20 protein-coding genes are annotated in these 23,102 nt (G+C 47.2%); 4 read left to right on the top strand and 16 right to left on the bottom strand.

The features are described from left to right. Positions 1 to 118 precede the first annotated feature (118 nt). The 6 genes from CEF13_RS04935 to CEF13_RS04910 form a co-directional block, all read right to left on the bottom strand. Complete coding sequence (locus CEF13_RS04935) at positions 119 to 1,369, bottom strand: ATP-binding protein (protein WP_166742946.1); 1,251 nt, start codon at positions 1,367 to 1,369, stop codon at positions 119 to 121. A 190-nt stretch (positions 1,370 to 1,559) separates the two neighbouring features. After that, the gene (locus tag CEF13_RS04930) at positions 1,560 to 2,573 is read right to left on the bottom strand and encodes a zinc-binding alcohol dehydrogenase family protein (protein ID WP_102709690.1); all 1,014 of its coding nucleotides are present in this window, start codon (positions 2,571 to 2,573) and stop codon (positions 1,560 to 1,562) included. Between the two features lie 17 nt (positions 2,574 to 2,590). Then, positions 2,591 to 3,535, bottom strand: coding sequence for an aldo/keto reductase (locus tag CEF13_RS04925; RefSeq protein WP_102709689.1), 945 nt, complete (start codon positions 3,533 to 3,535; stop codon positions 2,591 to 2,593). 71 nt (positions 3,536 to 3,606) lie between these two features. Then, positions 3,607 to 5,139 carry a UxaA family hydrolase gene (locus CEF13_RS04920; protein WP_102709688.1) on the bottom strand — a complete coding sequence of 511 codons (1,533 nt, stop codon included), beginning with the start codon at positions 5,137 to 5,139 and terminating at the stop codon, positions 3,607 to 3,609. Continuing rightward, positions 5,132 to 6,628 (bottom strand): tagaturonate reductase, encoded by a 1,497-nt coding sequence (locus CEF13_RS04915; protein ID WP_102709687.1) that lies wholly within the window; start codon positions 6,626 to 6,628, stop codon positions 5,132 to 5,134. Before CEF13_RS04915 ends, CEF13_RS04920 begins: the two co-directional genes overlap by 8 nt. Continuing rightward, positions 6,625 to 7,455, bottom strand: coding sequence for an amidohydrolase family protein (locus tag CEF13_RS04910; RefSeq protein ID WP_102709686.1), 831 nt, complete (start codon positions 7,453 to 7,455; stop codon positions 6,625 to 6,627). The genes CEF13_RS04915 and CEF13_RS04910 overlap by 4 nt, the downstream gene beginning before the upstream one ends. A 148-nt stretch (positions 7,456 to 7,603) precedes the next feature. Between CEF13_RS04910 and CEF13_RS04905 the strand changes: the two genes are divergently transcribed. Next, positions 7,604 to 8,461, top strand: coding sequence for an AraC family transcriptional regulator (locus CEF13_RS04905; RefSeq protein WP_102709685.1), 858 nt, complete (start codon positions 7,604 to 7,606; stop codon positions 8,459 to 8,461). A gap of 190 nt (positions 8,462 to 8,651) precedes the next feature. Here the strand turns inward: CEF13_RS04905 and CEF13_RS04900 are convergent, their stop codons facing one another. The 5 genes from CEF13_RS04900 to CEF13_RS04880 all read right to left on the bottom strand — a co-directional run bounded on the left by CEF13_RS04900 (position 8,652) and on the right by CEF13_RS04880 (position 16,351). After that, entirely contained in the window at positions 8,652 to 10,208 is a 1,557-nt protein-coding gene (locus CEF13_RS04900) for a DUF3502 domain-containing protein (RefSeq protein WP_208414769.1), read from the bottom strand. Between the two features lie 75 nt (positions 10,209 to 10,283). Beyond that, positions 10,284 to 11,195: a carbohydrate ABC transporter permease gene (locus tag CEF13_RS04895; RefSeq protein ID WP_102709684.1), complete on the bottom strand. Its 912-nt coding sequence runs from the start codon at positions 11,193 to 11,195 to the stop codon at positions 10,284 to 10,286. Between the two features lie 12 nt (positions 11,196 to 11,207). Then, positions 11,208 to 12,128 carry an ABC transporter permease gene (locus CEF13_RS04890; protein ID WP_243864865.1) on the bottom strand — a complete coding sequence of 307 codons (921 nt, stop codon included), beginning with the start codon at positions 12,126 to 12,128 and terminating at the stop codon, positions 11,208 to 11,210. 72 nt (positions 12,129 to 12,200) lie between these two features. After that, on the bottom strand, positions 12,201 to 15,005 hold the full coding sequence (locus tag CEF13_RS04885; RefSeq protein ID WP_166742947.1) for a beta-galactosidase: 2,805 nt from the start codon (positions 15,003 to 15,005) through the stop codon (positions 12,201 to 12,203). A gap of 263 nt (positions 15,006 to 15,268) precedes the next feature. Continuing rightward, entirely contained in the window at positions 15,269 to 16,351 is a 1,083-nt protein-coding gene (locus CEF13_RS04880) for a LacI family DNA-binding transcriptional regulator (RefSeq protein WP_102709681.1), read from the bottom strand. A 227-nt stretch (positions 16,352 to 16,578) separates the two neighbouring features. Between CEF13_RS04880 and CEF13_RS28710 the strand changes: the two genes are divergently transcribed. Beyond that, positions 16,579 to 16,740 (top strand): hypothetical protein, encoded by a 162-nt coding sequence (locus tag CEF13_RS28710; protein ID WP_166742948.1) that lies wholly within the window; start codon positions 16,579 to 16,581, stop codon positions 16,738 to 16,740. A 46-nt stretch (positions 16,741 to 16,786) separates the two neighbouring features. After that, positions 16,787 to 16,948, top strand: a complete 162-nt coding sequence (locus tag CEF13_RS28705) for a hypothetical protein (RefSeq protein ID WP_166742949.1) — start codon at positions 16,787 to 16,789, stop codon at positions 16,946 to 16,948. 52 nt (positions 16,949 to 17,000) lie between these two features. Here CEF13_RS28705 and CEF13_RS04875 read toward each other — a convergent pair whose 3' ends face one another. From CEF13_RS04875 to CEF13_RS04860, 4 genes are all read right to left on the bottom strand, one after another. Beyond that, the gene (locus CEF13_RS04875) at positions 17,001 to 17,990 is read right to left on the bottom strand and encodes an ABC transporter permease (protein ID WP_102709680.1); all 990 of its coding nucleotides are present in this window, start codon (positions 17,988 to 17,990) and stop codon (positions 17,001 to 17,003) included. A 2-nt stretch (positions 17,991 to 17,992) separates the two neighbouring features. Next, positions 17,993 to 19,477, bottom strand: coding sequence for a sugar ABC transporter ATP-binding protein (locus tag CEF13_RS04870; protein ID WP_102716208.1), 1,485 nt, complete (start codon positions 19,475 to 19,477; stop codon positions 17,993 to 17,995). Between the two features lie 119 nt (positions 19,478 to 19,596). Beyond that, positions 19,597 to 20,724, bottom strand: coding sequence for a sugar ABC transporter substrate-binding protein (locus CEF13_RS04865; protein ID WP_102709679.1), 1,128 nt, complete (start codon positions 20,722 to 20,724; stop codon positions 19,597 to 19,599). Positions 20,725 to 20,886: 162 nt separating this feature from the next. Further along, a complete protein-coding gene (locus CEF13_RS04860; protein WP_102709678.1) occupies positions 20,887 to 21,093 on the bottom strand; it encodes a hypothetical protein in 207 nt (68 codons plus the stop codon). A 206-nt stretch (positions 21,094 to 21,299) separates the two neighbouring features. On the opposite strand from CEF13_RS04860, the gene CEF13_RS04855 reads away from it, so the two are divergent. Beyond that, the gene (locus CEF13_RS04855) at positions 21,300 to 21,845 is read left to right on the top strand and encodes a hypothetical protein (RefSeq protein ID WP_102709677.1); all 546 of its coding nucleotides are present in this window, start codon (positions 21,300 to 21,302) and stop codon (positions 21,843 to 21,845) included. 89 nt (positions 21,846 to 21,934) lie between these two features. Here the strand turns inward: CEF13_RS04855 and CEF13_RS04850 are convergent, their stop codons facing one another. After that, positions 21,935 to 22,882, bottom strand: coding sequence for a DMT family transporter (locus tag CEF13_RS04850; protein ID WP_102709676.1), 948 nt, complete (start codon positions 22,880 to 22,882; stop codon positions 21,935 to 21,937). Positions 22,883 to 23,102: the final 220 nt, after the last annotated feature.

Below are 23,102 nucleotides of genomic sequence, written 5' to 3'. Positions count from 1 at the left end.
ACACTAAATAAAAATGATCGGAATGGACTTTTCTATTTACGGGATGGATTTTTCTATACGTCTAATAGATGTGACGAGAAAGTGAACGAGAATAAGCTAGATGAAGTTGCCTATCCACCTAGCTTATTCTCGGAATTTGTATTGAAAATATAGTTCCTTCATTTTTTATGCTAGTCACCTTTATTTTCCCCTGCATGGATCGAATGATTTGGTAGCTAACCATCATGCCAAGGCCTGTCCCACTCTCTTTTAAAGAATAGTAAGGCGAGCCTAGACCATTCAGTTGTTCCTTCGTCATGCCTATTCCGTAGTCTTTCACTACGATCTCTATATATTTAGTCGAATCAGGCGTACAGCTAACTTCGACCGTACCGCCATTCGGCATCGATTCTATCGCATTTTTCACAATATTGATGAGTACCTGATTTAATTTTTGGGGATTGGATTGAATGAAACAAACATCACTAATGGTTAATTCGATTAAAACATCACAAGAAGAAGCATATACTTGAAGAAGATTAACGACCCTTCTCATTTCATTTCCGACATTTACTCGTTCATCGATATTTTCGCTTGGCTTTCCGAAGGATAAGAAATCATTAATAATGCCATTGGCCCGATCCAATTCCTCAATCGAAATTTGGACATATTGATCCCTTTTATCGGAAAAAGCGTTTGCAGCAAGCAGTTGAAGGAAGCCTCTTGTCACCTGCAATGGGTTCCTGATCTCATGCGCAAATACTCCTGTTAAATCACCAATCACACGCAGTCTCTCCGAATTTTGGAAATCAGTGCGCAATTGATGCACTTCCGTTAATTTTTCGTTTAAAGCAGCGAACAGCCACGTAAGTCCGACTACAAAAGAGAAATGTATAATATAGAGAGAAAGGGTTTTAGAAGTAATGCCCCCAAGAAGATAAAATGAAGTAATTCCGACAAGCGTATAATACACAGACAGGAAAACCGTTATTTTAATTCTGTTCTCAGGCTTTTGTTTCGTGAACGATTTCGAAATATATAAGAACAGAGGAACGCAGCAAGCCAATGAAAATAGTGTATTGTAAAACCCGAGATCGAAGCCGATGCTGAAACGATAGACTATAATTAACACCGTGAGAAATAAACCCATTCTATAGCCGCTGTATAATGTACCCAGCAGCAATGGGATGATTCGGATATCCAAATGGCTGCCGTCACCGAATCTAACAGGCATAGACATGCAGAGAAATACAGATACTCCCCACAGCAAGGACAACATGAAATCAGCGTATCGTTTCTGAAGAAGACGCTCAGCAAAAAACACCTGATATATAAATAATGGGATCGCAATTAATGATAGCTGCAGCAAATAATCTTTGATCAGACTCATGCTCATATCCTCTCTCATTCGGTTTATCATTAATTGTTAGTGGAGTGAGTTAAATATAATCCTTTTTAACTATGATTATCAATTCATATTTGATATTAAAAATACTTTTTTTGTATTTTATATTCAAACACAAAAAAGCCCGGTTACGGTCTCGCGACCTGAACCGGACTTCTATTGAAATCGTCCCCGTTTACAACTCTACCATCGCTTTAATAACCTTCGATCCCGGCTTCAGCCAGCTCTCGAAATGATGGATCATTTCCGCGAAAGGCACGCGGTGCGTAATGAAGCTGTCCACTTCCACACTGCCGCTCTTAACCGCCGCCATCACTGCAGCAAAATCCTCAATCGTCGCATTGCGGCTGCCCATAAGCGTCAATTCCCGCTTATGAAACTCAGGATCATTAAAGGTCAGATCCGCTTTGACAAGACCAACATAGACAAGCTTGCCTCCATGCGCTACCAAACCGAATGCATCGGTCATGGATCTCGCACTTCCTGTGGCATCGACGACAACGGTCGGAAATTCGTTATTCGTCAATGCTGCAAGACGCTCCTTAGCGCCTTGCAGCGCATTCACGGTCTCATCTACCTTCGCCCACTGACGGCAAAATGCCAATCGCTCCTCTTGAATGTCCATAGCAATAACACGTGCTCCGCAATGCTTCGCAAAGGCCATAACGCCCAGCCCGATCGGCCCAGAACCAATGACGAGCACGGTTTCTCCTGCCCGAAGCTCAGCGCGGCGAACCGCATGCGCGCCGATGCTCAGCGGTTCCAGCACCGCCGCTTGGTCAAGCGTCAATCCATTCGTTACAAGCAAATGCGATACCGGAACGACAAGCTTCTCCCGCATGCCGCCGTCAATATGGACGCCGAGCACCCGCATATCGGTGCAGCAATTGGTTTTGCCATTACGGCAAGCAATACATACGCCGCAGTGCATATAAGGAATAATGCTCACCTGATCACCGATCTTGACGCTTCCACTCGGATCATCCGCCTGCTCTACGATACCTGCAAGCTCATGGCCCAGCACTCGCGGATAGGAGAAGAAGGGCTGGTTTCCTTTGAACGCATGCATATCAGTACCGCAAATACCAATTCTGTGAATACGGACAACCGCTGTCTCAGGCTGCAAAGCCGGCTCCTCCTGTTCGACATACATCAACTGATCCACTTGTTCACATACAATCGCTTTCACCTTGCGTAGCACCTCCTTTATAAGATAATGTCTGCATTATATTCTGGTCTTCCGCTTTTCCAGCTTTTATTATGAATGGGCTCCAGTATAGCCAGCACCTCATTTAGCAGCTCTTGATCAAGCGCCTCATCGGTCCACTCAATATTCTTACGAATATTGACCGGGTTAGCGGTGCTGACAAGTGTAGTTGGAATCCGTTCATTCGCGGTTGAATATTGTACTGCCAGCTTTGTAATATCTGCTCCTTGAGCTGCGCAGTAGTCGGCTGCCTGCTTGCAAACCTCACGAATTTCCGCACTAGCGGGATGCCAATCGGCCGCTGGTCGTGTACTAAGCAATCCCATTGACAGCGGCGAAGCATTCACGAGCCCAACTCCCTTCTCCTCTATAAGCGGAACGGTTCCAAGCAAGGACGAATCATTTAGCGAGTAGTGGCAATAAGAGAGCACCGCATCCAGCTCTTTATGGGCGAGCGACTGTTCAAATACTGCCAGAGGAAGTCCCGAAACGCCGGAAAACCTGATTTTCCCCTGCTGCTTCAGCTTATCCAGCGCCAAGAAGGCTCCTTCTGCAACCTCAGCAAATGGTGCAAACTCAATATCATGCAAAAATAAAATATCAATATAGTCCGTTTTCAGACGCTTCAAGCTTTCATCCACGCTGCTAATTATGCGCTGCTCGGAGAAATCGAATTGCTCCGCTCCATAGCGGCCAGCCTTCGTACTTAATAGGAAGCGATCGCGTGGAAGCTCGGCAATCGCTTTGCCCAGCACTGTCTCTGCCTTCGTTAAGCCGTAATAAGGTGAGACATCAATTAAATTAATGCCTAAATCGACCGCTGTATGAACGGTGTGCACACTTTCCGCATCATCGGTCTCTCTGAAGACCGATCCCAGCGATGATGCGCCAAAGCTGAGCACGGACACATCCAATCCGGTTTTTCCAAGCTTGCGGTATTTCATTCCATCTCACCCTACCCTTTTCGCTTGTGTACAAGCCATTGTCGGAAACGAGCTGCCGCCTTCAACTGCTTCTATAAAATAACGCCGTCTTTAAAAATAGCAATTTCCTTAAAGCCATTCCGCTCATTATTCGTTTGCAGCTCGCCTGAAGCAAGGCTGATGAGCTGTTCCCACAGTTCATCCGTCAATGTATCCATGCTTTTGCCTTCCAGCAGCTGCCCCGCATTAAAATCGATCCAGTTCTTCTTGCGGCCAGCCAGCTCGCTGTTGGTCGCAATTTTGACCGTCGGCACAGGGCCGCCAAACGGCGTGCCTCTTCCAGTCGTAAACAGTACAATATGGGCACCGCCTGCTGACAATGCCGTTACAGAAACGAGGTCATTGCCCGGCGCTTCAAGCAAATTTAGCCCTCTGCTCGTAATGCGCTCACCATAGGGTACGACATCCTGCACAATAGCATGGCCGCCTTTCTGAGTGCAGCCAAGTGATTTCTCTTCCAGTGTACTAATGCCGCCTGCCTTATTGCCCGGCGATGGGTTCTCGTAAATTTCTTGATCATGCTTAATGAAATATTGTTTGAAATCATTGATCAAATGAACAATTTTCCCGAATACTTGTTCATTTGCCGCACGATTCATCAGTATAGTCTCAGCACCGAACATTTCCGGTACCTCAGTCAGTATTGCCGTCCCGCCTGCTTCAATTAGACGGTCGGAGACTGCGCCTACAAGCGGATTCGCTGTGATGCCGGATAAACCATCCGAGCCGCCGCATTTCAGTCCAAGCTTCAGCTTGGATACCGGTACTGGCTGACGCTTGAATCGCTCTGCGTATTGGACAAGCTCATCTACAAGCTCCAGCGCTTCCTCAATTTCATCCTCTGCCTCCTGTGATTTCAGAAACTTGACTCGCTCTGGGCTGTGCTCGCCAATCGCCCGTTTGAAAGCGTCGATTTGGTTATTCTCACAGCCTAGACCGATAACAAGCACGCCTGCTGCATTCGGATGATTCACGAGCGAGGCAAGCAGCTTCTGGGTATGGACGAGATCATCACCAAGCTGTGAGCAGCCGAAGGGATGTGCGAAATGATAAACGCCATCCACTCGCCCCTCATACCTCGCATATGCTTTTCTAGCTACGATCTCGCAAGTTTTGTTAATGCAGCCAACCGTATTAATAATCCATATTTCATTGCGTATGCCTACCTCGCCATTGTCCCGAATATAGCCTTGGAACATGCGCTCCGCAGCAGACGATACTTCTTCAGCTGGCTCAACTGCTGACGGCTCATAGGCATATTCAAGGAAACCCTTGAGGCCCGTGCCCATATTATGCGTATGCACCCATGTGCCCGGCTTCAAATCCTCTTTCGCCACGCCAATCGAGTAGCCAAACTTCATCACATGCTCGCCCTCACGAACGGCATGCGTCAGTATCTTATGGCCCTTCGGTACATCATCCAGCAGCTCCAGTGAATAGACACCCTCCGCATTCAAGCCAGCCTCGTGGCCTGTACCTTGCAGCAGCAGCTTATCTCCTTTGGCGAAAGGCTGCAGCGCAATGATGACGTGATCATCCTCATGTAATCGAACCCAGCTATTCATTGGCTTCCCGCTCCATTTCCGCAATATTCTCGCTCAGTACCTTTGTGAGCTTTGGCCATTCCGCCGCCAGATCCCGTCCCCATACGCTCTCTAAGCTAAGCAGTCTTTCGACCGTTTGCGGAAGTGTCCATTTCTCTTCGCTTGCCTCTGTCCATACAGCTTCTATCAGCTCCAGCAATCCCGCATCATCGCGAACGATATAAGCTTTGCCGTCCAGCGTCGTGCCCTCGAAGCCTGCATCCGTCGCCTTGACCTTGTAATACCGCAGCAAGCCGGCAAAGCCCTGCGCTAATCCGCTCGGGACAGCTATGTCCTCACCTGCATAATGGAGCAGGGAAGGAAGCAGCCGCACTTTAAATTTGCTCAAGCTATTCATCGCAATATCCGCAAGCCGGTGGCGAATGAATGGATTAAGAAAGCGCTCATACACATCGGCGGCATAAGCCTCCAGCTCATCCTGGGCAATGGCAAGCGATGGAATAATTTCCGTTTCTACCGTCCCGCGAACAAGCGGCCCAAATGCCGGATGCTCCATCGTTTCCCGAACCTGCTCCATCCCGTGCAGAAGACCAAGCGGCGTCATTAGGGTATGGGCACCATTCAAAATACGCACCTTTCTAAGTTGGAAAGGACGCAAATCGCTTACCCAGTGAACATTAAGTCCCGCTTGGCGCAGCGGCAGCAGCTTCTCTAGCTCTGGCTCCCCTTCAATTGCCCATAGATGATAGGGCTCAGCCGTGCTTAACATCGGATCGGAGTAACCCCATTCGCTAAACCATGCCTCAGCCTGCACTTCGTCCGGATAGCCCGTTACGATCCGATCCACAAGTGAGTTCAAAAACCGATTATGCTCCCTTATCCACTGCTTAAATGCTTCAGGATAGCCCCAATCGTCGCTATAGCGCAGGATGCAGTTGCGAAGCTCATCACCATTGCGCTCCAGCAGCTCACAAGGCAAACAAACTAAGCCGCGCTGCGGGTCGCGATCAAAGAACGTAAAACGACGATACAGCAGCTGCGCGAGCTTGCCGGGGAATGACTGAATCGGCTGCCCGTCCACCAGCGCCTCCGGCCGATAGACAAGCCCTGCTTCCGTCGTGTTGGATACGACTAGCTGCAAATCTGGATTCTCAGCCTGGGCAAGATAGGCATCCCAATTGGAATAAGGGTCAAATACGCTGCCGAATACCGAAATAACCTCTTTCCGCTGAACGCTCTTGCCATTCTCCAAGCCGCGAATGACAAGCGTAAATAGTCCGTCTTGCTCGGCCAACGCATCGATCTTCGGTTTGCCGCCTGGTCTCGGCTGATTGACGGCAATGCTTCCTTTATATAAGCCCAATTTGCGGCATTCATGAATCATCCAATCAAAGAAACCCCTAAGGAAGTTGCCCTCGCCAATTTGCAGTACAGTAATCGGCGCACTCACGGCTTGCTCCATACTGGAGCGCTGCTGCTCATTCAGATGATCGCGATTTAAAATAGTCATAATTTATAAAACTCCTTCGCATTTAGTCCGAACAGCCTCTCCCGTTCAGCTTCACTCCACGAGGCCGGAATAGCCTCCTGCAATATTTCAATTACTTCATTGTAGGTCGCTGCAAGCAGGCAAACTGGCCAGTCGCTACCGAACATCACTCTTTGCGGTCCGAACCATTCCAGCACCCCCGATATATACGCTGAGAAATCGGACGGCTTCCAATTGTTATGATCGGCCTCCGTCACCATGCCCGACAGCTTGCAAAATATATTAGGATGCGAAGCAATTTGCTGCATCTGGCTTTGCCATGGCTCAACTACGCCTTCCCGAATGCGCGGCTTCGCAATATGATCAATGACAGCGCGCAGGCCCGGCACTTTCTCAAGCAGCAAGACGACTGGCTCGAGCTGATGAGACACGACAAGCAGATCCACCGGAACATCCTGCTCGGCAAAAAAAGTGAGCGCTTCCACGAAATGAGGCTCAAGCACCGCATTCGCATCCGACATCTCTTGGATCATGACACGAAAGCCGACAAACTTCGGATGGCTTGCGAATTTCTCATAATGGCTGCGGTAATGAGGATCAGCAAGATCAAGCCAAGCCACGACACCGATAATGCTATCCGTTGTTTCGCTGAGTTCGAGCAAATAATCAGTTTCTGCCAGCGTTGCCGCCGCCTGCACGACAATCGTGCCGTCTAATTGATGGTTGATGAAATGAGGCTCCATATCCTCAGGCAAAAAATCACGGTAAAGAACCGGAATTTCCGGTGTAATCCAGCCGTAATCTCCTCGCTCAATACTCCAGTAATGCTGATGCGCATCAATTCTCACCTTGTCGCCTCTTTTCTAGCTTAATGTTTATACTCTCATTATAGATAACAATATCGATGTATTAAATGCTCTATTATTGCTTATTTGTACTCTTTTTTGATATTTGCTACAATGAGGCTGACTATAGCTGCCAATGAGGTGTTTGTATATGTATCCCTATCGCAAAAAGTTTGATGCCGTGACTGCTTTTCCGTTCGAAATGGTCTATAAGGATACGAAGAGCGCTCAGAATGAGCTGCCTGATCATTTTCACGATTGGTATGAGCTCGTATATATTTATAGCGGCAGAGGCACTTTTTTTATCGATCAAACGATCTATGATGCAGGCCCAGGTGATATATTCATGATACCCGGCAATACGATTCACCGCTCCTTTCCCGATCCTGACAATCCGAAGACATCAACTGCCTTGTTCTTCAATGCATCATTCGTACATAGCCAGCCGCTAGGCGATTCATTCTCTTATTTGCGCTGCTTTGAGCAAGCCAAGCGGCGCAAAGCGTACAAGCTCGCGATAACGACACAAGAAAAGCAACAGATGATAAGCTTGATTGAGAATATTCACACGGAAGAAGCGGAGAAACAGCAGGGGTATCGACAAGCGGTGCTGCTGCATATGCAGCAAATTTTGCTGCTTCTAGGCCGTATTCTAAACAGCGCTGAAGCGGATCAAACGACCTCAAACTCGCATCCGGGATGGATGACGACAATTTTAACGTATATCGATGAGCACCCGGACAGCCCGCTAGGCTTATCCCATCTTGCTAAGCTGGCTTCCGTAACACCTGCCCATTTCTCCCGTGTATTCAAAAAGCTGACCGGCCTGAACGTAACCGAGTACGTCACGACGAAACGAATCATTCATGCGAAGGAGCTGCTTATGGAGACAGATGTCAATATTTCAGATATTGCAGAGCGCTGCGGCTTCGAAAGCCTACCCCATTTCCACCGCATGTTCAAGAAGCTCACTGGCATAACTCCTGCTCACTATAGGAAGAGCGAATAGAGCAGCTTGCTAACTGCAAAAGCTCCCGCTAATCCCGCCTCCTTCTGCACTAGCAACCCATGCATATTGGGCAGCCCTATGGTGCACAAAACATAAGTTAAATCATTATCACGGTACAATTAAAAAAAGCGCAAGAGAAGTTCTGCACTTTCGTGCATGAAGACTCCCCTTGCGCTTTATGGCTCTATTCTTATCCTTCGATCAGTTTCTTATAAGCATCCATTTGTTTCTGCAGCTCGGCAAGCACCTTGTCGTAGCCAGCTGTCTTCAGCTTGCTGCGGAATTTCTCGACGGCTTGCGCGGGTTCTCCTGCTTTCCCATACGTAATCGCAGGCCCCATCTCGCCCGTTACCTGCGTAATCGCGGTAAGCTCAGCCTCAACCGGCGTTTTGTCGAACACGAATTGGCCATATGGATAAGGCTTCTTGATTTTGTCATATTCTGCATACAGTGTTTCTTCTAGTTTATCCCATGTGGTTACACTCGGGATTTCAAATTTATCGACGCGGCCGCCCCAGAAGTCAGCATAGAATGAATCCTTCGTTTCGTCATAGCCGGCTGGCTGCATACGCTTGCCGTCTTTCACTTCATACTGAACCCCTTCAATGCCATAATTGATCAGTTGATAAATTTCCTTATCGTTACGGATTAAATCATAAGCCATTAGAGCGCGCTCTGGGTTTTTACTATGCGCACCGACGGATGTACCGCCATGTGTAATCGAAAGCACGGTTAAATTATTGCCTCTAGTACGTCCGAAAGGAAACATTTGCAGCTCAGAGCCCGGCTGGTCCTTGTCCATGGTCACACGCAAGCCGCCGAAGGTTTGCGTATGATGCTGATCAAGTCCCGACAATCCAGCACGCAAAGCAGAGCGATTATCATTTTTATTGTTCAGCACATCCTCGCGCCAGTACCCTTTATCTGCCCAACTCTTCATCATCGTAGCGAAATCCAAGAAGGTATCCTCAAATACCGGGCTCACTACCGTATATTTCTCTTCGAAGGATTTCGTCGTAAATACCGGTAAATATCCTGTTGAGATCGGCAGCTCTAGCTCATCTGTATAGGACTGTGCAAAACCTCCCCATATGCTTGTTGATGCAACGGCATCCCAAGGAATTACGCCTTCCTTGTTATCCTTTATAAACTGAAGATATTTGCCAATGCCTTCCCAATCCTTGATGGGGTCGGTAATGCCCGCTTCCTTCGCCCAGTCTCCGCGGTAGAAGAAGCCGTGGTTTACCCATTGTGTATAATCATTCTCAGGAATGAGTACGATTTTGCCATTATATTTGCTTTCCGCCCAATCCTCTTTCGGAATGGAGTTCCACGTTTGCGGCGCATATTCCGGCAGTAAATCATCCAGCTTCATAAAGGCGCCGCGCTGTGCGTTGCCCCATGTATCGAGCCAATCGGTACCGATCGTAATCAGATCGATCGCTTCACCAGACGCCAGCAGCAGATTGTATTTGGTCTGCCAATCTGCCCACTCGACCCACTTCCACTCGAGCTCTGCATTAATTTTTTCTTTCATTTTTTTGTTAACCTCAGCTAGAACCTTCTCGAACTGTCCGTTCTTGGGCTTGTCGCCAAGCACCACATAACTGATTTTGACGAACTTGGATGTATCTGCTCCCTTGCTGCCATTCGTTGTTTTCTTACTATTACTGCCTGAACAAGCTGCAAGACTAATGATCATCATGATGGCGATTAGCAAAGCGGAAACCTTCTTGACACTCAACATCGCAATTCTCCCCTTTGTTTTCATAAATCGGGCAGCGCCCGTTATGTGAAGTGGCCCGTTAGAGCCCGCGGCACATCAACCTTTTACAGCACCAACTGTAATTCCCTTTATGAAATACTTTTGTACAAATGGGTAGAACAAAATGACAGGTCCGGTAGCGACCACTGCGGTAGCCATCTTCATAGATTCTAGCGGCATATCGCGAAGCGGCACATTGGATGCCGCTGACGAGTTACGAATAAAGTCGGCGCTCGTCACCACGTTATACAAGAACAGTTGAAGAGGACGATACTTCATATCCGCCGAGAGGAAGAGCATGGAGTTATACCATTCATTCCAGTAGCCTAGAGCGATAAACAAACCTATTGTTGCTAGAGCCGGTGTCGTCATGGGGAGAATCAGCCTTAGAAAAATAGTAAAGTCGCCTGCTCCATCGATTTTGGCAGATTCGGTAATCGCATGCGGGATGGAGCGTACGAAGCTTTTCATCATAATAATGAGAAACGGGCTCAGCAGCCCTGGCAGCAGAACGGCCAAATAATTGTCCTTGAGCGTCAAGTACTGGGTCATCAGCAGGTAGAAAGGAACAAGTCCCCCGGAAAACAGCGTTGTGAAATAAATAAAAAATGAAATGCCGTTCCGGTATCCGAAGTCTGGACGCTGCAGCGCGTACCCGGTCATTGCAACGAGAAAGAGGCCTAATGCTGTCCCCAAAACGGTGATCGCCATAGTCACAAGGTAGGAGCCGATAATAAGATCAGGGTTCTCAAAAACGATTTTGTACGCAAAGGTGCTAAAGTCACGCGGCCACAGATTGAAGCCATATTTCTTAATCGTCCCCTCCGCCGTAAACGAAGTGCCGAGCACGAGCAAGAAAGGCAGCAGACAGCATAGCGCAAAAAACGAAATGAACACATATCCGAAAAACTTAACGATAATCCCGCTAATATCCGTACGGATGCTTCGTGATTCTTCCCTATTTTCCATATTCGACACCTCCTAAAATAACGAGTTTTCGGGCGACGCCTTTCTCACAAGCCAGTTTGCAGTCAAGACGACTATAAAACCAAATACGGATTGATAGAGGCTCACCGCGCTGCCAATCGAGAAATTAAAATTCGTCATAAGAGCACGGAACACATACGTTTCAATAATATCAGTCGTTGGATACAAAGCTACATTGTTTGCGCCTACAAGGTTGAAGAACAAACCAAAGTTTCCTTTGAGAATGCCTCCGAGCGAGAACAACATGAGGATGATGAAGGTTGGCTTCAGCCAAGGAAGCACGATATACATAATGCGTTGAAAAGCATTCGCGCCGTCAATTTCTGATGCTTCGATAATTTCATTATCAAGTCCCATGATGGCTGCAAAATAAATGATCGACCCGTAGCCGGTTGACTGCCAAAGATAGGTCAGCACAATGATAAACGGCCATATTGTCGGATCAGAGTACGTCTTGACAGGCTGCATGCCAAACGATTGCAGAACGCTGTTCAATATTCCGTAATCATAGCTCAATATGTTATACGCGATCAGACCGATAAGCACAGCTGATATGAAATGGGGCAGGAACATTAAGGTTTGCGTTATTTTTTTGAACCATTTGCGGCGAATCTCATTTAAAAGGATGGCTACAAATATTTGCAGCACATTTCCAAGAACGATGAATACCAGATTATAGGCAACTGTATTGAAGGAGAGCCGCCACAAGTCACCGTTAATGACAAGAAAACGAAAATTATCGAATGCGACAAACGGGCTTTTGAAAATGCCGTCGGAGTAATTGTAGTTAATGAATGCTAAATACAGTCCGGGCATCGGCAGATAAGCAAAGACGATAAAGAACGCGATGGCCGGCAAGCACATGAGCAGCAATGTTTTGTTATTCCAAAATCGTTTGAGCTTGCCGCCGCTCATGCGCTGAAGCTTCCTTTCCGGCTCCCTTTCGGCAATGGCTGTTTCCATTCTATTTCCCCCTCGAATTGTTCACTAGACGGATATGAATTGAATAGATTCCAATCGTCCTTGCTTCTCCAGGTCTACCGCCTCAAGCATAATCGCCAAGCTTCCCTTTCCCTCTTCATACCAAGCTCCCGGTAGATAGAAGGAATCCGGGCTGCCACCCGTCAACACAGGTCTGCCCGTATCACTCGGCAGCCAAATTCGGCCAACGATTCGCCCCTCCAGGAATACGGTCAGCTTAAGGCCGGTGCCTGCTGCCTTTGCCCTCCAGCCTGCTGCCGCTTTCGAATTAACGGTCGAAGCATACAGCCATGCAGTCTCACCCGGTTCAAGCGTGATAGGCAATTCTGTTGGCGCTCCGTTTATTCGCTCTCTCTCTGCATGCTCAAACAGCTCTGATTCCTCCGCTGCTCTCACTGCCCATTCAGAAGCCTTATGGCCTTCATACAAATAGACCTGTCCGGATGGCAAACCAAGCACACGCTCAACGTATACCGCAAGCTCAACGGTTTCTCCAGCCACAACATGCTCCGAAATATCGAAATAAGGATCAAATGGATGAATAGAACCCAATTCTCGACCTCCTACAAACAAACGGGCAAGTGATTGTAAACCTTTGAAATGCAGCGTCCACGAGCTGGCGTCCTCGGATGCCTTAAATGTATTCCGGTAATATTCGAAAGCCGGATGATCCGGAGACAGCCAACCTCCGAAGTTAACGAGCGGCCACATCGTGTAATCGGTTGATTCAATAAGCTCCGTTCGCAACACCCGGTCCGATGCGCGATATACGCTCCAGTTGCTGCTCAGATTGCGAATTTCTGTTATCGCCGACACGTCTTTCATCCCTTTCATGGAATGGAGACGAAGCCCCGGCAGCCTTGCGTCATCAAAGTTGGAATGGCCCCACGTTTCTACTCTGGCAAACAGCCTTCCGTCTTGAAGAGCATGGGAGTATGGAAGATAGGCGCTGCCTCCGCCAGGCGTTACAGTTCCAGCATATTGGCCTCCTGCATACAGCGATACGACATCACTGCTTTGTCTAATCAAATAGCCCTGTACCGCTTGCCCTTGCATCAACTGCACAGCGCCTTCATAGAAGGCATAGCCGCGATATATTCCTGCCTGTTCTAAGTAATCCATCTTCTCCAAAATGAATGAATTGCGCTCGTCATTTACGGACAAAGGCGCTGCTGCATCGAATAAGGTGAGCTTCCATTCGCTCGCCGCTTCCTCTGGAATGCTTGAATAAATGTACGGATTCCCTAATTGGATGGCTCCGTTTTCGTCCAGCCCCTCCATATGGAGCGCTTTCCTTCTATCGTTTATATAAAGCTTCAGCTTTCGCCCATCTGCCGCAACGATCTCACAGCAGCTATCCTCTTCGCCGTCGAAGGAGATTGTTAACCGGCCTTCCAACAATTCGCAAGCTGCATGAACCGCATTTACATCGATTGGCGAATCTATTCGAATCCTTATTTCGCCTCTTCCTTCCGTGTGGAAAAAAAGCGCCGTTACTTCAGCTGATTGTTCCGTTAGATAGAGCTCCGCTGTCGAGCTTTCGAGCAGCCCTTCGAAGCCCCAAAGGCTTAACGGAACTTCGAATGGGAGCGCTAGCGACCTTCCAGCTATTAGCGTAATGCCGTATTCAGCAGCAGAAGCGTCCTCGTTAGCTGCAGCTGCAATTGCAACTTCTTTATTACGTTCATCCAAATTCGTAATAAATAGTAAGCTGCCGCCGCCTTTTAGCTGAAGCACGAAGGGGCCTGCTATTCCTGCCCGGTCTCCGATTAAGTTCCATGTGGAGGATATTCCACCTTCGGCAACTGCTTCTGCAAGCGGGGCGCCGAATGCAGCGATCATTCGGCCGAGCATCCGCCCTTCATAGGCTTCCTCGCGAATATGTCCCTCCGGTGAGATCATCCCGCCAAAATCATAATCCGAGGTCATAAACGCCAGCGGTTTACCCCAATTGTTCGTAGCGTTTGTAAATCCGAAATCCGTGCCTGACACCTGCAAGTACGGTCCAAGCAGCTTAGCCCCGCAGGAAAGCAATCTACGAAGCAAATAATGCGCACGATTCGTTTCTGTAACGAGCAGCGGATAACCCAGTGCTGCTAAGGTTTGACTATAATGAAGCACCTTCTGCTCAAATTCTGCTTCTCGGTTATTGGGATAGAAGTTGCAGGTCAGAACCACTTCCTCTGCCAGCCCCGATGCTTGCAGCAAGCCTCCTTGCCCCGCGCAAGCGAACAGCGGTACCGTAATGCCGTGGTTCAGGGCCATATCTCGCAAGGCACTAATATAGCCTTTAGGGTCATGACAGTCGTAGAAGTCGAGTTCATTATCCAGCTGAACGGCGATTATGGTACCTCCCTCTCCGACTTGATGCTGCTTTAGCAATGGCAGTATGCGGTCGAACCATTTCGCAACATATCCGAGGAAGCCTGCATCATTATCTCGAAGCTTCAGCCCCTTTGTCAGCAGATAAGCAGGCAAGGCTCCACCGTCCCATTCGGAGCAAATATAAGGGCCTGGTCTTGCAACAACGTATAATCCGGCTTCCGCCGCTGCTTCCAGAAATGACGCTATGTCACGTTCTCCGCCGAAATCCCATTTCCCTTCGGCCGTTTCATGATAGTTCCAAGGAAAATAAACATCGATGCTGTTATAGCCGAATGCTTTGAGCTGCTCCATCCGCTCTTTCCACAGCGCTCTTGGAATGCGGAAGTAAAATAACGAGGCACAGAGTAGAATTTGAGAGGTTTCTTCAATGATTACGGCATTCTTGTCAAATTTCACGGCTGCTTTCGTTTCAATTTCCATGGACATGTTATAACCTCCAACGAAATGGACTAAGAGCTCGATTAATGTAACCCGTTTCATGTAACCCGTTACATTTATAGAAAAAAATAAATACACTCCAAGACCGGTATTAACAGAACGCAATTCTGCACGGTACTCTGATGTGTATTTGTGTAATAGCTTTTGTAGGAAGAAGCTTAGCTGATTATGTAACGGGTTACATTTTTAGCGGCGACGCCATATAATCTTTTTACAACTTGATTTTATTCACAAATGTAAGCGTTGTCAATTTATTTTTTTAAAACTGATTCATAATGTTCATTCTCTGCTCGCGGTGGGGCTGTCGACTCCCTGACAATTAGCTCAGGCCTTATTTTTGTGCTTTTGCTTATCTTGTTTTTGGCGATCATTTGATGAAGCAGCTCTGCTGCACTCCGCCCAACGTCATAGCATTTCAAAGAGATCGTCGTCAATTCTGGAATGCTGTTAGAGGCATAGGGTATATCGTCGAATCCTATTAGCGACAGCTCTTCAGGAACGCGAATTCCGGCATTGTGTGCCGCCTTCATTACACCGATAGCTACTAAGTCGTTCGCGCAAAAAACAGCAGTTGGACGCTCCGGCAGCTGAAGCAGCTGATTCATGAATAACTTGCCGCTCTCTACGGAAAAGCCCCCATCCATTATCCATTCATTGCGGATTTGCAGCCTATTCTTCTCCATTGTTTTCATAAAGCCACGAATGCGCTGAATCGTGTTGGACATTCGTTTAAACCCGCCCACGAAAGCAATTTTCTGATGTCCAAGATCGATGAGATGCTGCGTTGCGAGCTCAGCTCCCTCAATCTCATCGGCATATACACGTGCCATTCCTTCGCCTGGCAAGTTGCCATTAATAAGTAGAAGCGGTACCCGTTTGCTAGCTTCAACAACCTCACCGACCAGCTCCTTGCTCGGCTTTGACAGATTGATTCTTCCGCCAATCATGATGATGCCATCTACCTGCTTCTCCATAAGAATATTTAAATATTGCGATTCACGCACATATTGCTCAACAGAATCGCCATTTGTCGACACGGTATCGCATAGAAAGAATGTATACCCTCTGCTGCGCGCCTCCTGATCCAGACCAGCCAGCACCTCGGGGAAAAAAGGGTTTGTAATGTCCGGCAGGATAACGCCAATCATCCCAGTTTCCTTCTTGAACAAGCTTCTCGCAAGCGCATTCGGCTGAAATTGATGCTTCGTTATCAACTCCATTACACGGTCTCTCGTCGATTTTTTGACCGGCGCTGTATTATTGATAACGCGTGACACAGTGGCTACTGAGACGTTAGCTTCCCTAGCAATATCATATACAGTAACCGTTTTAATAGCGGCTCACCCCCATTCTATAGTTTCTTTCTTCAGTAGAATAACAGAATTCGGGTCAAATAGAAACGAAATCCTCCTAATATTTGCATATTACACCGAGGAGCAATCTTGGTGCATAATCATCACTAATTTGAGAGGTTTGACGGTTATCATTAGCGGATACTTCCACTATGAATCTTTCATATGCTATCTAGTAAGCTTTAAACGGCTCATGAAGGAGGTATAGTATGATCCGCTCCAAAATACAAACGCTTAGATACCGTGTAGGCAAGAACAGCTATCTGATCATTCTTATTCATCAGTCAGCGGCGGCAAGCGCGCAGCAAGGCAATGTTCTGGCAAGCAATGCCGTAAATATTCTCATGCACAAGAAATCGGCCCGCCGCTAATCTGTCTTCACCTGTGAGGCAGGCAAGCATGAGAGGGGGTGTAGGCATGAGAAAAAAATCGTCAAAAAATACAATTAAGTTTGGCAACGGCAGAACAAATATCAAGCTGAAGCAAGGCGCCAGCGCAAGCATAGGACAAGGCGGCAATGCAATTGCGATCAATGCATCAGAGATCGGTGTTGTTCGTATTCGTCCCGGTCAGCAGTAACATCCTTCCTTATAGCAAGAAACCCTGACGCATAGTGCCAGGGTTTCCTCTTTTATTTTCTCTTGTAATAAGTGATAGCCAGCGCTAATGCCAGCACAGACCCTTTCACAATATCCATCGCATAATAAGGAACGGACAGCATAATGAGACCGTTAGACAAAATACCAATCAGCACCGCTCCGGCAAAAGTGCCGAAGGCATTAGGCTTCCCTGCACCTAGTACCGAATAACCGATAAAAGCAGCTGCAACAGCATCCATTAAATAAGGTCCGCCCGCATTGACCTCCGCATTCATAATACGCGCACCGAGCACAATTCCCCCAATTGCAGCAAATAATGCAGATACCAAATAAGCAATTAATCGGTACTTGCTGACTGCGATGCCAGAGAGCTTAGCTGCCTCGGGATTGCCGCCAATCATATACATATAACGTCCATGCTTCGTGTAATTCAGAAATAAATGAACTGCTGCCACCACGACTAGCATAATGACAATGATCCAAGGGACCTGTCCAATTTTCCCGAATGCCTTTGGTATTTGTCCCGTAGCGAAATCCCCGTTTGGCATAATCATATTTTGGGATATCGTAGCCCCACGCGTGTAGGTCAGTGCAACGCCTTGAAAGACGAACATGGTCGCGAGCGTCATCAGCATATCCTGAATCTTGAAATTGATGACAAGAAAAGCATTTATCAATCCGACAACAAGGCAGAAAGCAATCGTAATCGCAATGCCTAAGCCAGCAGATTGTCCGTGCCACACATACATGGAGATGACTAGCGCATTCGCCAGCGAAGCTGTTGATCCTACAGACAGATCGAAGCCGCCAACAGCCAGCGAAACGGTAAGACCGATTGCAATAATCGTAACGATGGATATGGACCGCAAAATATTAATGATATTGGATGAATTGAGAAAGCTATCCGTCATTGTTCCGAATACCGCGATAAGCAGCAGAATGGTAATAAGCGTTCCGTATTTATATAAAAATTCAAAGAAGTGAAACGGCTTTTTCTCTCGCATAGAACCAGCAGCATTCATGTTCATAATCCTCCCGTGCTGTACAATAAAATTTCTTCCTCATTCGTCTTATCTGATTCCAGCTCTTTAATCATGCGCCCGTCATACATGACATACACCCTGTCCGTAATGCCTGTCATTTCCGAAATTTCACTGGATGCGTACAAAATACATTTCCCTCGGGCGGCGAGCTCCGCAACTAAATCATAAATATCTCTCTTTGCCCCTACATCGACACCCTTAGTCGGCTCGTCAAAAATATATACATCCGCATCAACCAAGAGCCACTTGCCAATTGCAACCTTCTGCTGGTTTCCGCCTGAAAGGTTTTTGACCTTTGCTTGTTCATTGGGTGTTTTGATGCCTAGATTTGCGATCATTTCAACAGCTGCCTTCTTTTCCGCTGCAGAACTAAGCCATGATCCCCATTTGGCAAATCTAGATAAGCTTGCTGCGGTCAAATTAACAGAAACAGCTTCATCGACAAATATTCCCTCGCGGCGCCGTTCCTCAGGAACAAGTGCTATGCCGCTGCGTACAGCTTGATGAGGCGATTTGATTCGAAGCTTCCGTCCATTCAAATACATATCTCCGGTTGACGCCCGAGAAGCACCGAACAGAGCGCGGCACAGCTCGGTCTTCCCAGCGCCAACCAATCCCGCTAGGCCAACGATTTCTCCACGGCGTATATGCAGATCAACATCATTCACCTTGCCGCTGTCATGAATGCCCCTTGCTTCAAAGCATATCTCGCCAATCTCTCTTTTCCTGCATGGAAATTGACCGTCCAATTTGGCGCCAAGCATATGCTCCACAACTTGCTGATGATCAAGCTTCCTTATTTCATCTCTTACGACAAGCCGGCCGTCCCTCATTATTGTAATATCATCACATATTTCAAATAGCTCAGGCAGTCGGTGGGATATGAAGATAATGCCTACCCCATCCGATTTCAATAGCCGTACGAGGCGGAATAGCTGCTCTGTTTCCGTCTTGCTAAGCGGAGCAGTTGGCTCATCCAATACGAGAAAACGACATTTCATCGCAACCGAACGGGCAATCAGCACCATTTGTTTCTCCGCCAGCGTCAAATCTTGTATTAGCTTTCTCGTAGAAACCTTTACATTCATTCGCTCCAAAATAGCTTGCGCTGATTGATGCAGCCCCTTCCAGCGAACCCAGTGACGGCCTGTCATGTCATGCACGGTTTTCTCCAGCATAATGTTTTCACCAACGGTCAGATTGGCAATTAATGCGGTATCTACCTCTTGATAAACCACTTGAATGCCATGCTGCTTCGCTTCCTTAGGAGAGCGAATTCGAGCTTCCTTGCCGTCCATCAGAATATGACCGGTGTAATGCCCATACGCGCCAGCAAGCACCTTCATAAGCGTCGACTTTCCCGCTCCGTTCGCTCCGATCAGCGCATGCACTCTGCCTGCGGCGGTATGGAAATCCACATCCGTTAACGCCTTCACACCTGGGAAGGCAATTGAAATCTGTTTCATCTCTAGACGGCTTGCCGCTGATACTGTCACCAGGCGCACCTTCCTCTCTAAACAGGATACAGCGCCCATATCTCAGTGGATAAGGGCGCTTGTAGGGTAAATCAATTAAACCATTATTATTATTTGGTGTGTATCGCTTTCAAGCCTTTCATCCAGTCTTCTGCGAAGGCATCAGAAATGCCCCAGCCTGGGATGATACTAGCAAGTGTGACCATATTGACCGGCTCTGCCGATGTTTTCAATTTCTCCTGATCGATAAGCGTAGCGTCTAAATGGTAAGAAGCAGGTGTTTCTTCTCCCGCTAATTTCTTAGCGAGCAGTCTTACGTTCACGGCACCAATCATTTTCGGATCAACAGCAGCAGTTGCGACCCATGGGCTGTTCTCTTCCTGCATAATTTGCAAATCTGCATTCGAGACATCAATGCCGTAAATTTTGATCTCCGTACGCCCAGCCTCAATCAGCGCTCTAGCTGCTCCAATTGCGAATGCATCCCAAGTGGCGAAGATTGCATCAATTTCGCCTTTAGGGTATTTGGTCAGCATAGCTGCAACCGCATTTTGTGTTTCTACTGAAGTATTCTCGGTAGCTACGCCAAACCGCTCAAGCTCTTTAATACCTGTATATTTCGCTAAAGTATCCTTGTAAACATTGTTGCGGCGAACCATTGGCGGGAAGCCGTCAACCCATAAGTAGACAATCTTGGCGTCCTCTCCTTGCTCCTTCACCAGTTGATCAAGCGCATATTGGGCAAGCGCCGCATCATCCTGCGAGGTAACCGTTACGCCGGAAATATTCGCAAGCTCGTCAACGGAATCGAAGGTTACGACTTCAATTCCTTTGTCTCTTAGCTTCTGAACCGCAGCTACTGTAGCAGGATCGTCACCATGTGATATAACTACGCCGTCGTAGCCGCTATCCGCTGCTTGATCAAGTGTGTCCAAGAATTTAGCGGTATCGCCGTTAGCGGAGAAGGTGTCGACTTTGAAGCCTAATGACTCCCCTTCTTGCTTCGCTCCAGCCAGAAATTGTGCTGTATGGTCATCTCCGCCAATTTTACGGATCACTTTTAATTTTATTTGTTTTTTTGCAGCAATCGCTTCAGGAAGATTCTCAACCTGTGCGCCAGCTGATTTATTGGTGCCCGCGCCGTTTGCATTACCGTTCTTCGCTTGTCCGCAGCCTGTAATAACCATCACAAGTGCCAACATTAAAACGAATAACGTTTGCAGCTTTTTGTTTTTCATGTTTTTCCCCCCAAGTATTATGTATATTTATTCATTCTTTAGTAATCCTATAGGATTTAACATTAACCGTCAATACCCTTTTATTACTTTAAAATATACACATAACAGCAAAGACCAGCCCCGATAGGAGCTGGTCTTTGCTGTTATGCATATAGATACTTGCTACAGAGCGTATAGCTTTAGCAAATCTTCTGTCTGATTATCCTTGGTCTCGTCCAACACTTCGTCCTTCATGCCTTCCTTTATATCAATCCCGTTCTTTTCCCAGCAGGCTACGCATTTGCTTTCTTCATCACATTGGTGGGCTTCCAGGCATGTATAGCAAAACTGCAGATAGTTGTTCGTGAACCTTTTTTGGTTGTCTTCCATTATGACCACTCCTGTCATTATGTTTACAACTCAAGTGTAGCAGCATTTCCAGCATTTAGATGTGATATTGCTCACAGCAGCCGCCTCTTTTCCCGATTGCTTTCAAACATTAATTCAATAGGTTATCTCTTTACTTAAGGAAACTTTTTCTAGTTTTTCATCGTCTATAGCATGATGGAAAATAGCTTGTTGTAGGAGGCACGTCGTTGCTAAAACAATTCATTTGTTTGTTCATTTTTCTATCCTTACTCAACGGCTGCCAAGCTTCGTCCAACTCGATCGCTATGGATGTAATACCTGCTTCAGCACCCCCTATCGTAAAGGACGTACCTGACACACAAGAACCTAAAGAGAACATAACGCCAATCCTTATCTACTCCTTGCCAGATGAGATTTTTGAAAAGCCGCGTACTTCTATCCCTTATTATCGTAACGGGGAAATTCTCTTCTTCCCTGACCTTGTCTTTGAGCAGCATGAAGAAGGGCATCAACCGTGGCTTGCAAATGGGATGGATGTCGTAACAGCCGCAGTATCTAATCTGACTGGCGAAGAATGGCCCTTCAAGGACCAGAAGCTTTCATACAAAAAATCAGACGAACGCTCGACGGCTAGCGGCATTATTATTAAAGAGATCAATAACGAGCTGATTACATTGTTTTCGCCCACAATCGGAACCTATGAAATTCAGCTAAAGTCTCCAGCGGATACAAGCGTCCTATTTATAAGCAAAATTACATTACAGCCCGAGTAAACGCAATTCATCCATCAAAAAATAGACCCGTCTTTATTCGACGGGTTAAAATGCCTATCCGGCAAACCGGATACTGTTACATTATTTTGTTAAGCTCCAAACAGCCTCATCAGCAAAATGCCGACAAATGCCAGCGTAATACCGGTAATCTCCGTTTTGGTGAATTTCTCCTTCACAACAAAGCGAGTATAAAGAAGCACAATAAGCACATTAAGCGCTGTTACGGCGGATACAAGTCCGGCTTTGCCATGATCGAACGCGGTTATGATCAGCATCATGCCGAATGCGTTCGTTGTACCGATGGCAAGTCCAACCATAAATGTGCGTTTTTCACTCCATGATGCGGAGCTTATTCCTGTTCTCTCGCCGGAGGATGCTTGCTGCGATACCTGTACGTCCCGCTTAGGTGCGCCCGCCGCCTGCATGACCCGCTCCTGTCTGCTTCGTTCCAATTGCTTATCTCGTACCCACCAGATTCCGAAGCAGCTTGCGCCGGTTATGAACATTAAGAACATCGTTGGAAACAACTCTGCCTCCATAATGGTGGACCACTTTCCTGACAGATCATTCACCGCGAACAGCAGCATAGCGAGTAATCCCCACTGCGCGCCTTGCAGATTGCTCAGTGAAATATCGTTCGAGATTCTGACAAGCAGAACACCGCCAACAATGACGATGAATGCAACCAGCTGCATCGCATGCAGCTTCTCCCCCCACAGCCCATACGCAAATATAACGACGAGGACTGACGGCAGCGCGGTCAGTATTGCAACAAGCGATGCTTTGCCAACCGCAAACCCCTTGAACATGCTCGCATTCGCGCCGAATGAAAACAGCCCCATTTGGATGCCGATAAGCGCTGCTAACGTCCAATTAGAGTTAAAGGCGATTGCGCACAGTCCATTCACGAGTGCTCCCATCGTGAAGGTTCCGCACAGCAGCAAATTCCGATTAAGCTTTTTTTGACTCGTCCAATGATAGGAAATTCCGCGCAATCCGAAGCATAGCGCGGCGAACACGGAATAAGTAAGCCACATAAGAGCTGAAAGCACCCCTTTCTTAAATCAATCCTTTGATAGCGTAAACATAACAGCTCCAATCATAACAAGAGGAGCGTCTTTTGTCTGTATCAAAAGAGCTTAATGCTTCAAAAGGCTCAAAGAGCTTTGATCTAAATAAAGTATTGGAGATTAATAACAGTGATTGTATAATAACTTCTATTGGTGTTTCTATTCTTACAAAACCAATCTATTTATC

This window comes from Paenibacillus castaneae, from assembly GCF_002884445.1.
In the GTDB taxonomy this organism is placed as follows: Bacteria; Bacillota; Bacilli; order Paenibacillales; family Paenibacillaceae; genus Pristimantibacillus; species Pristimantibacillus castaneae.
This window is presented reverse-complemented; position numbering and strand designations above follow the sequence as displayed.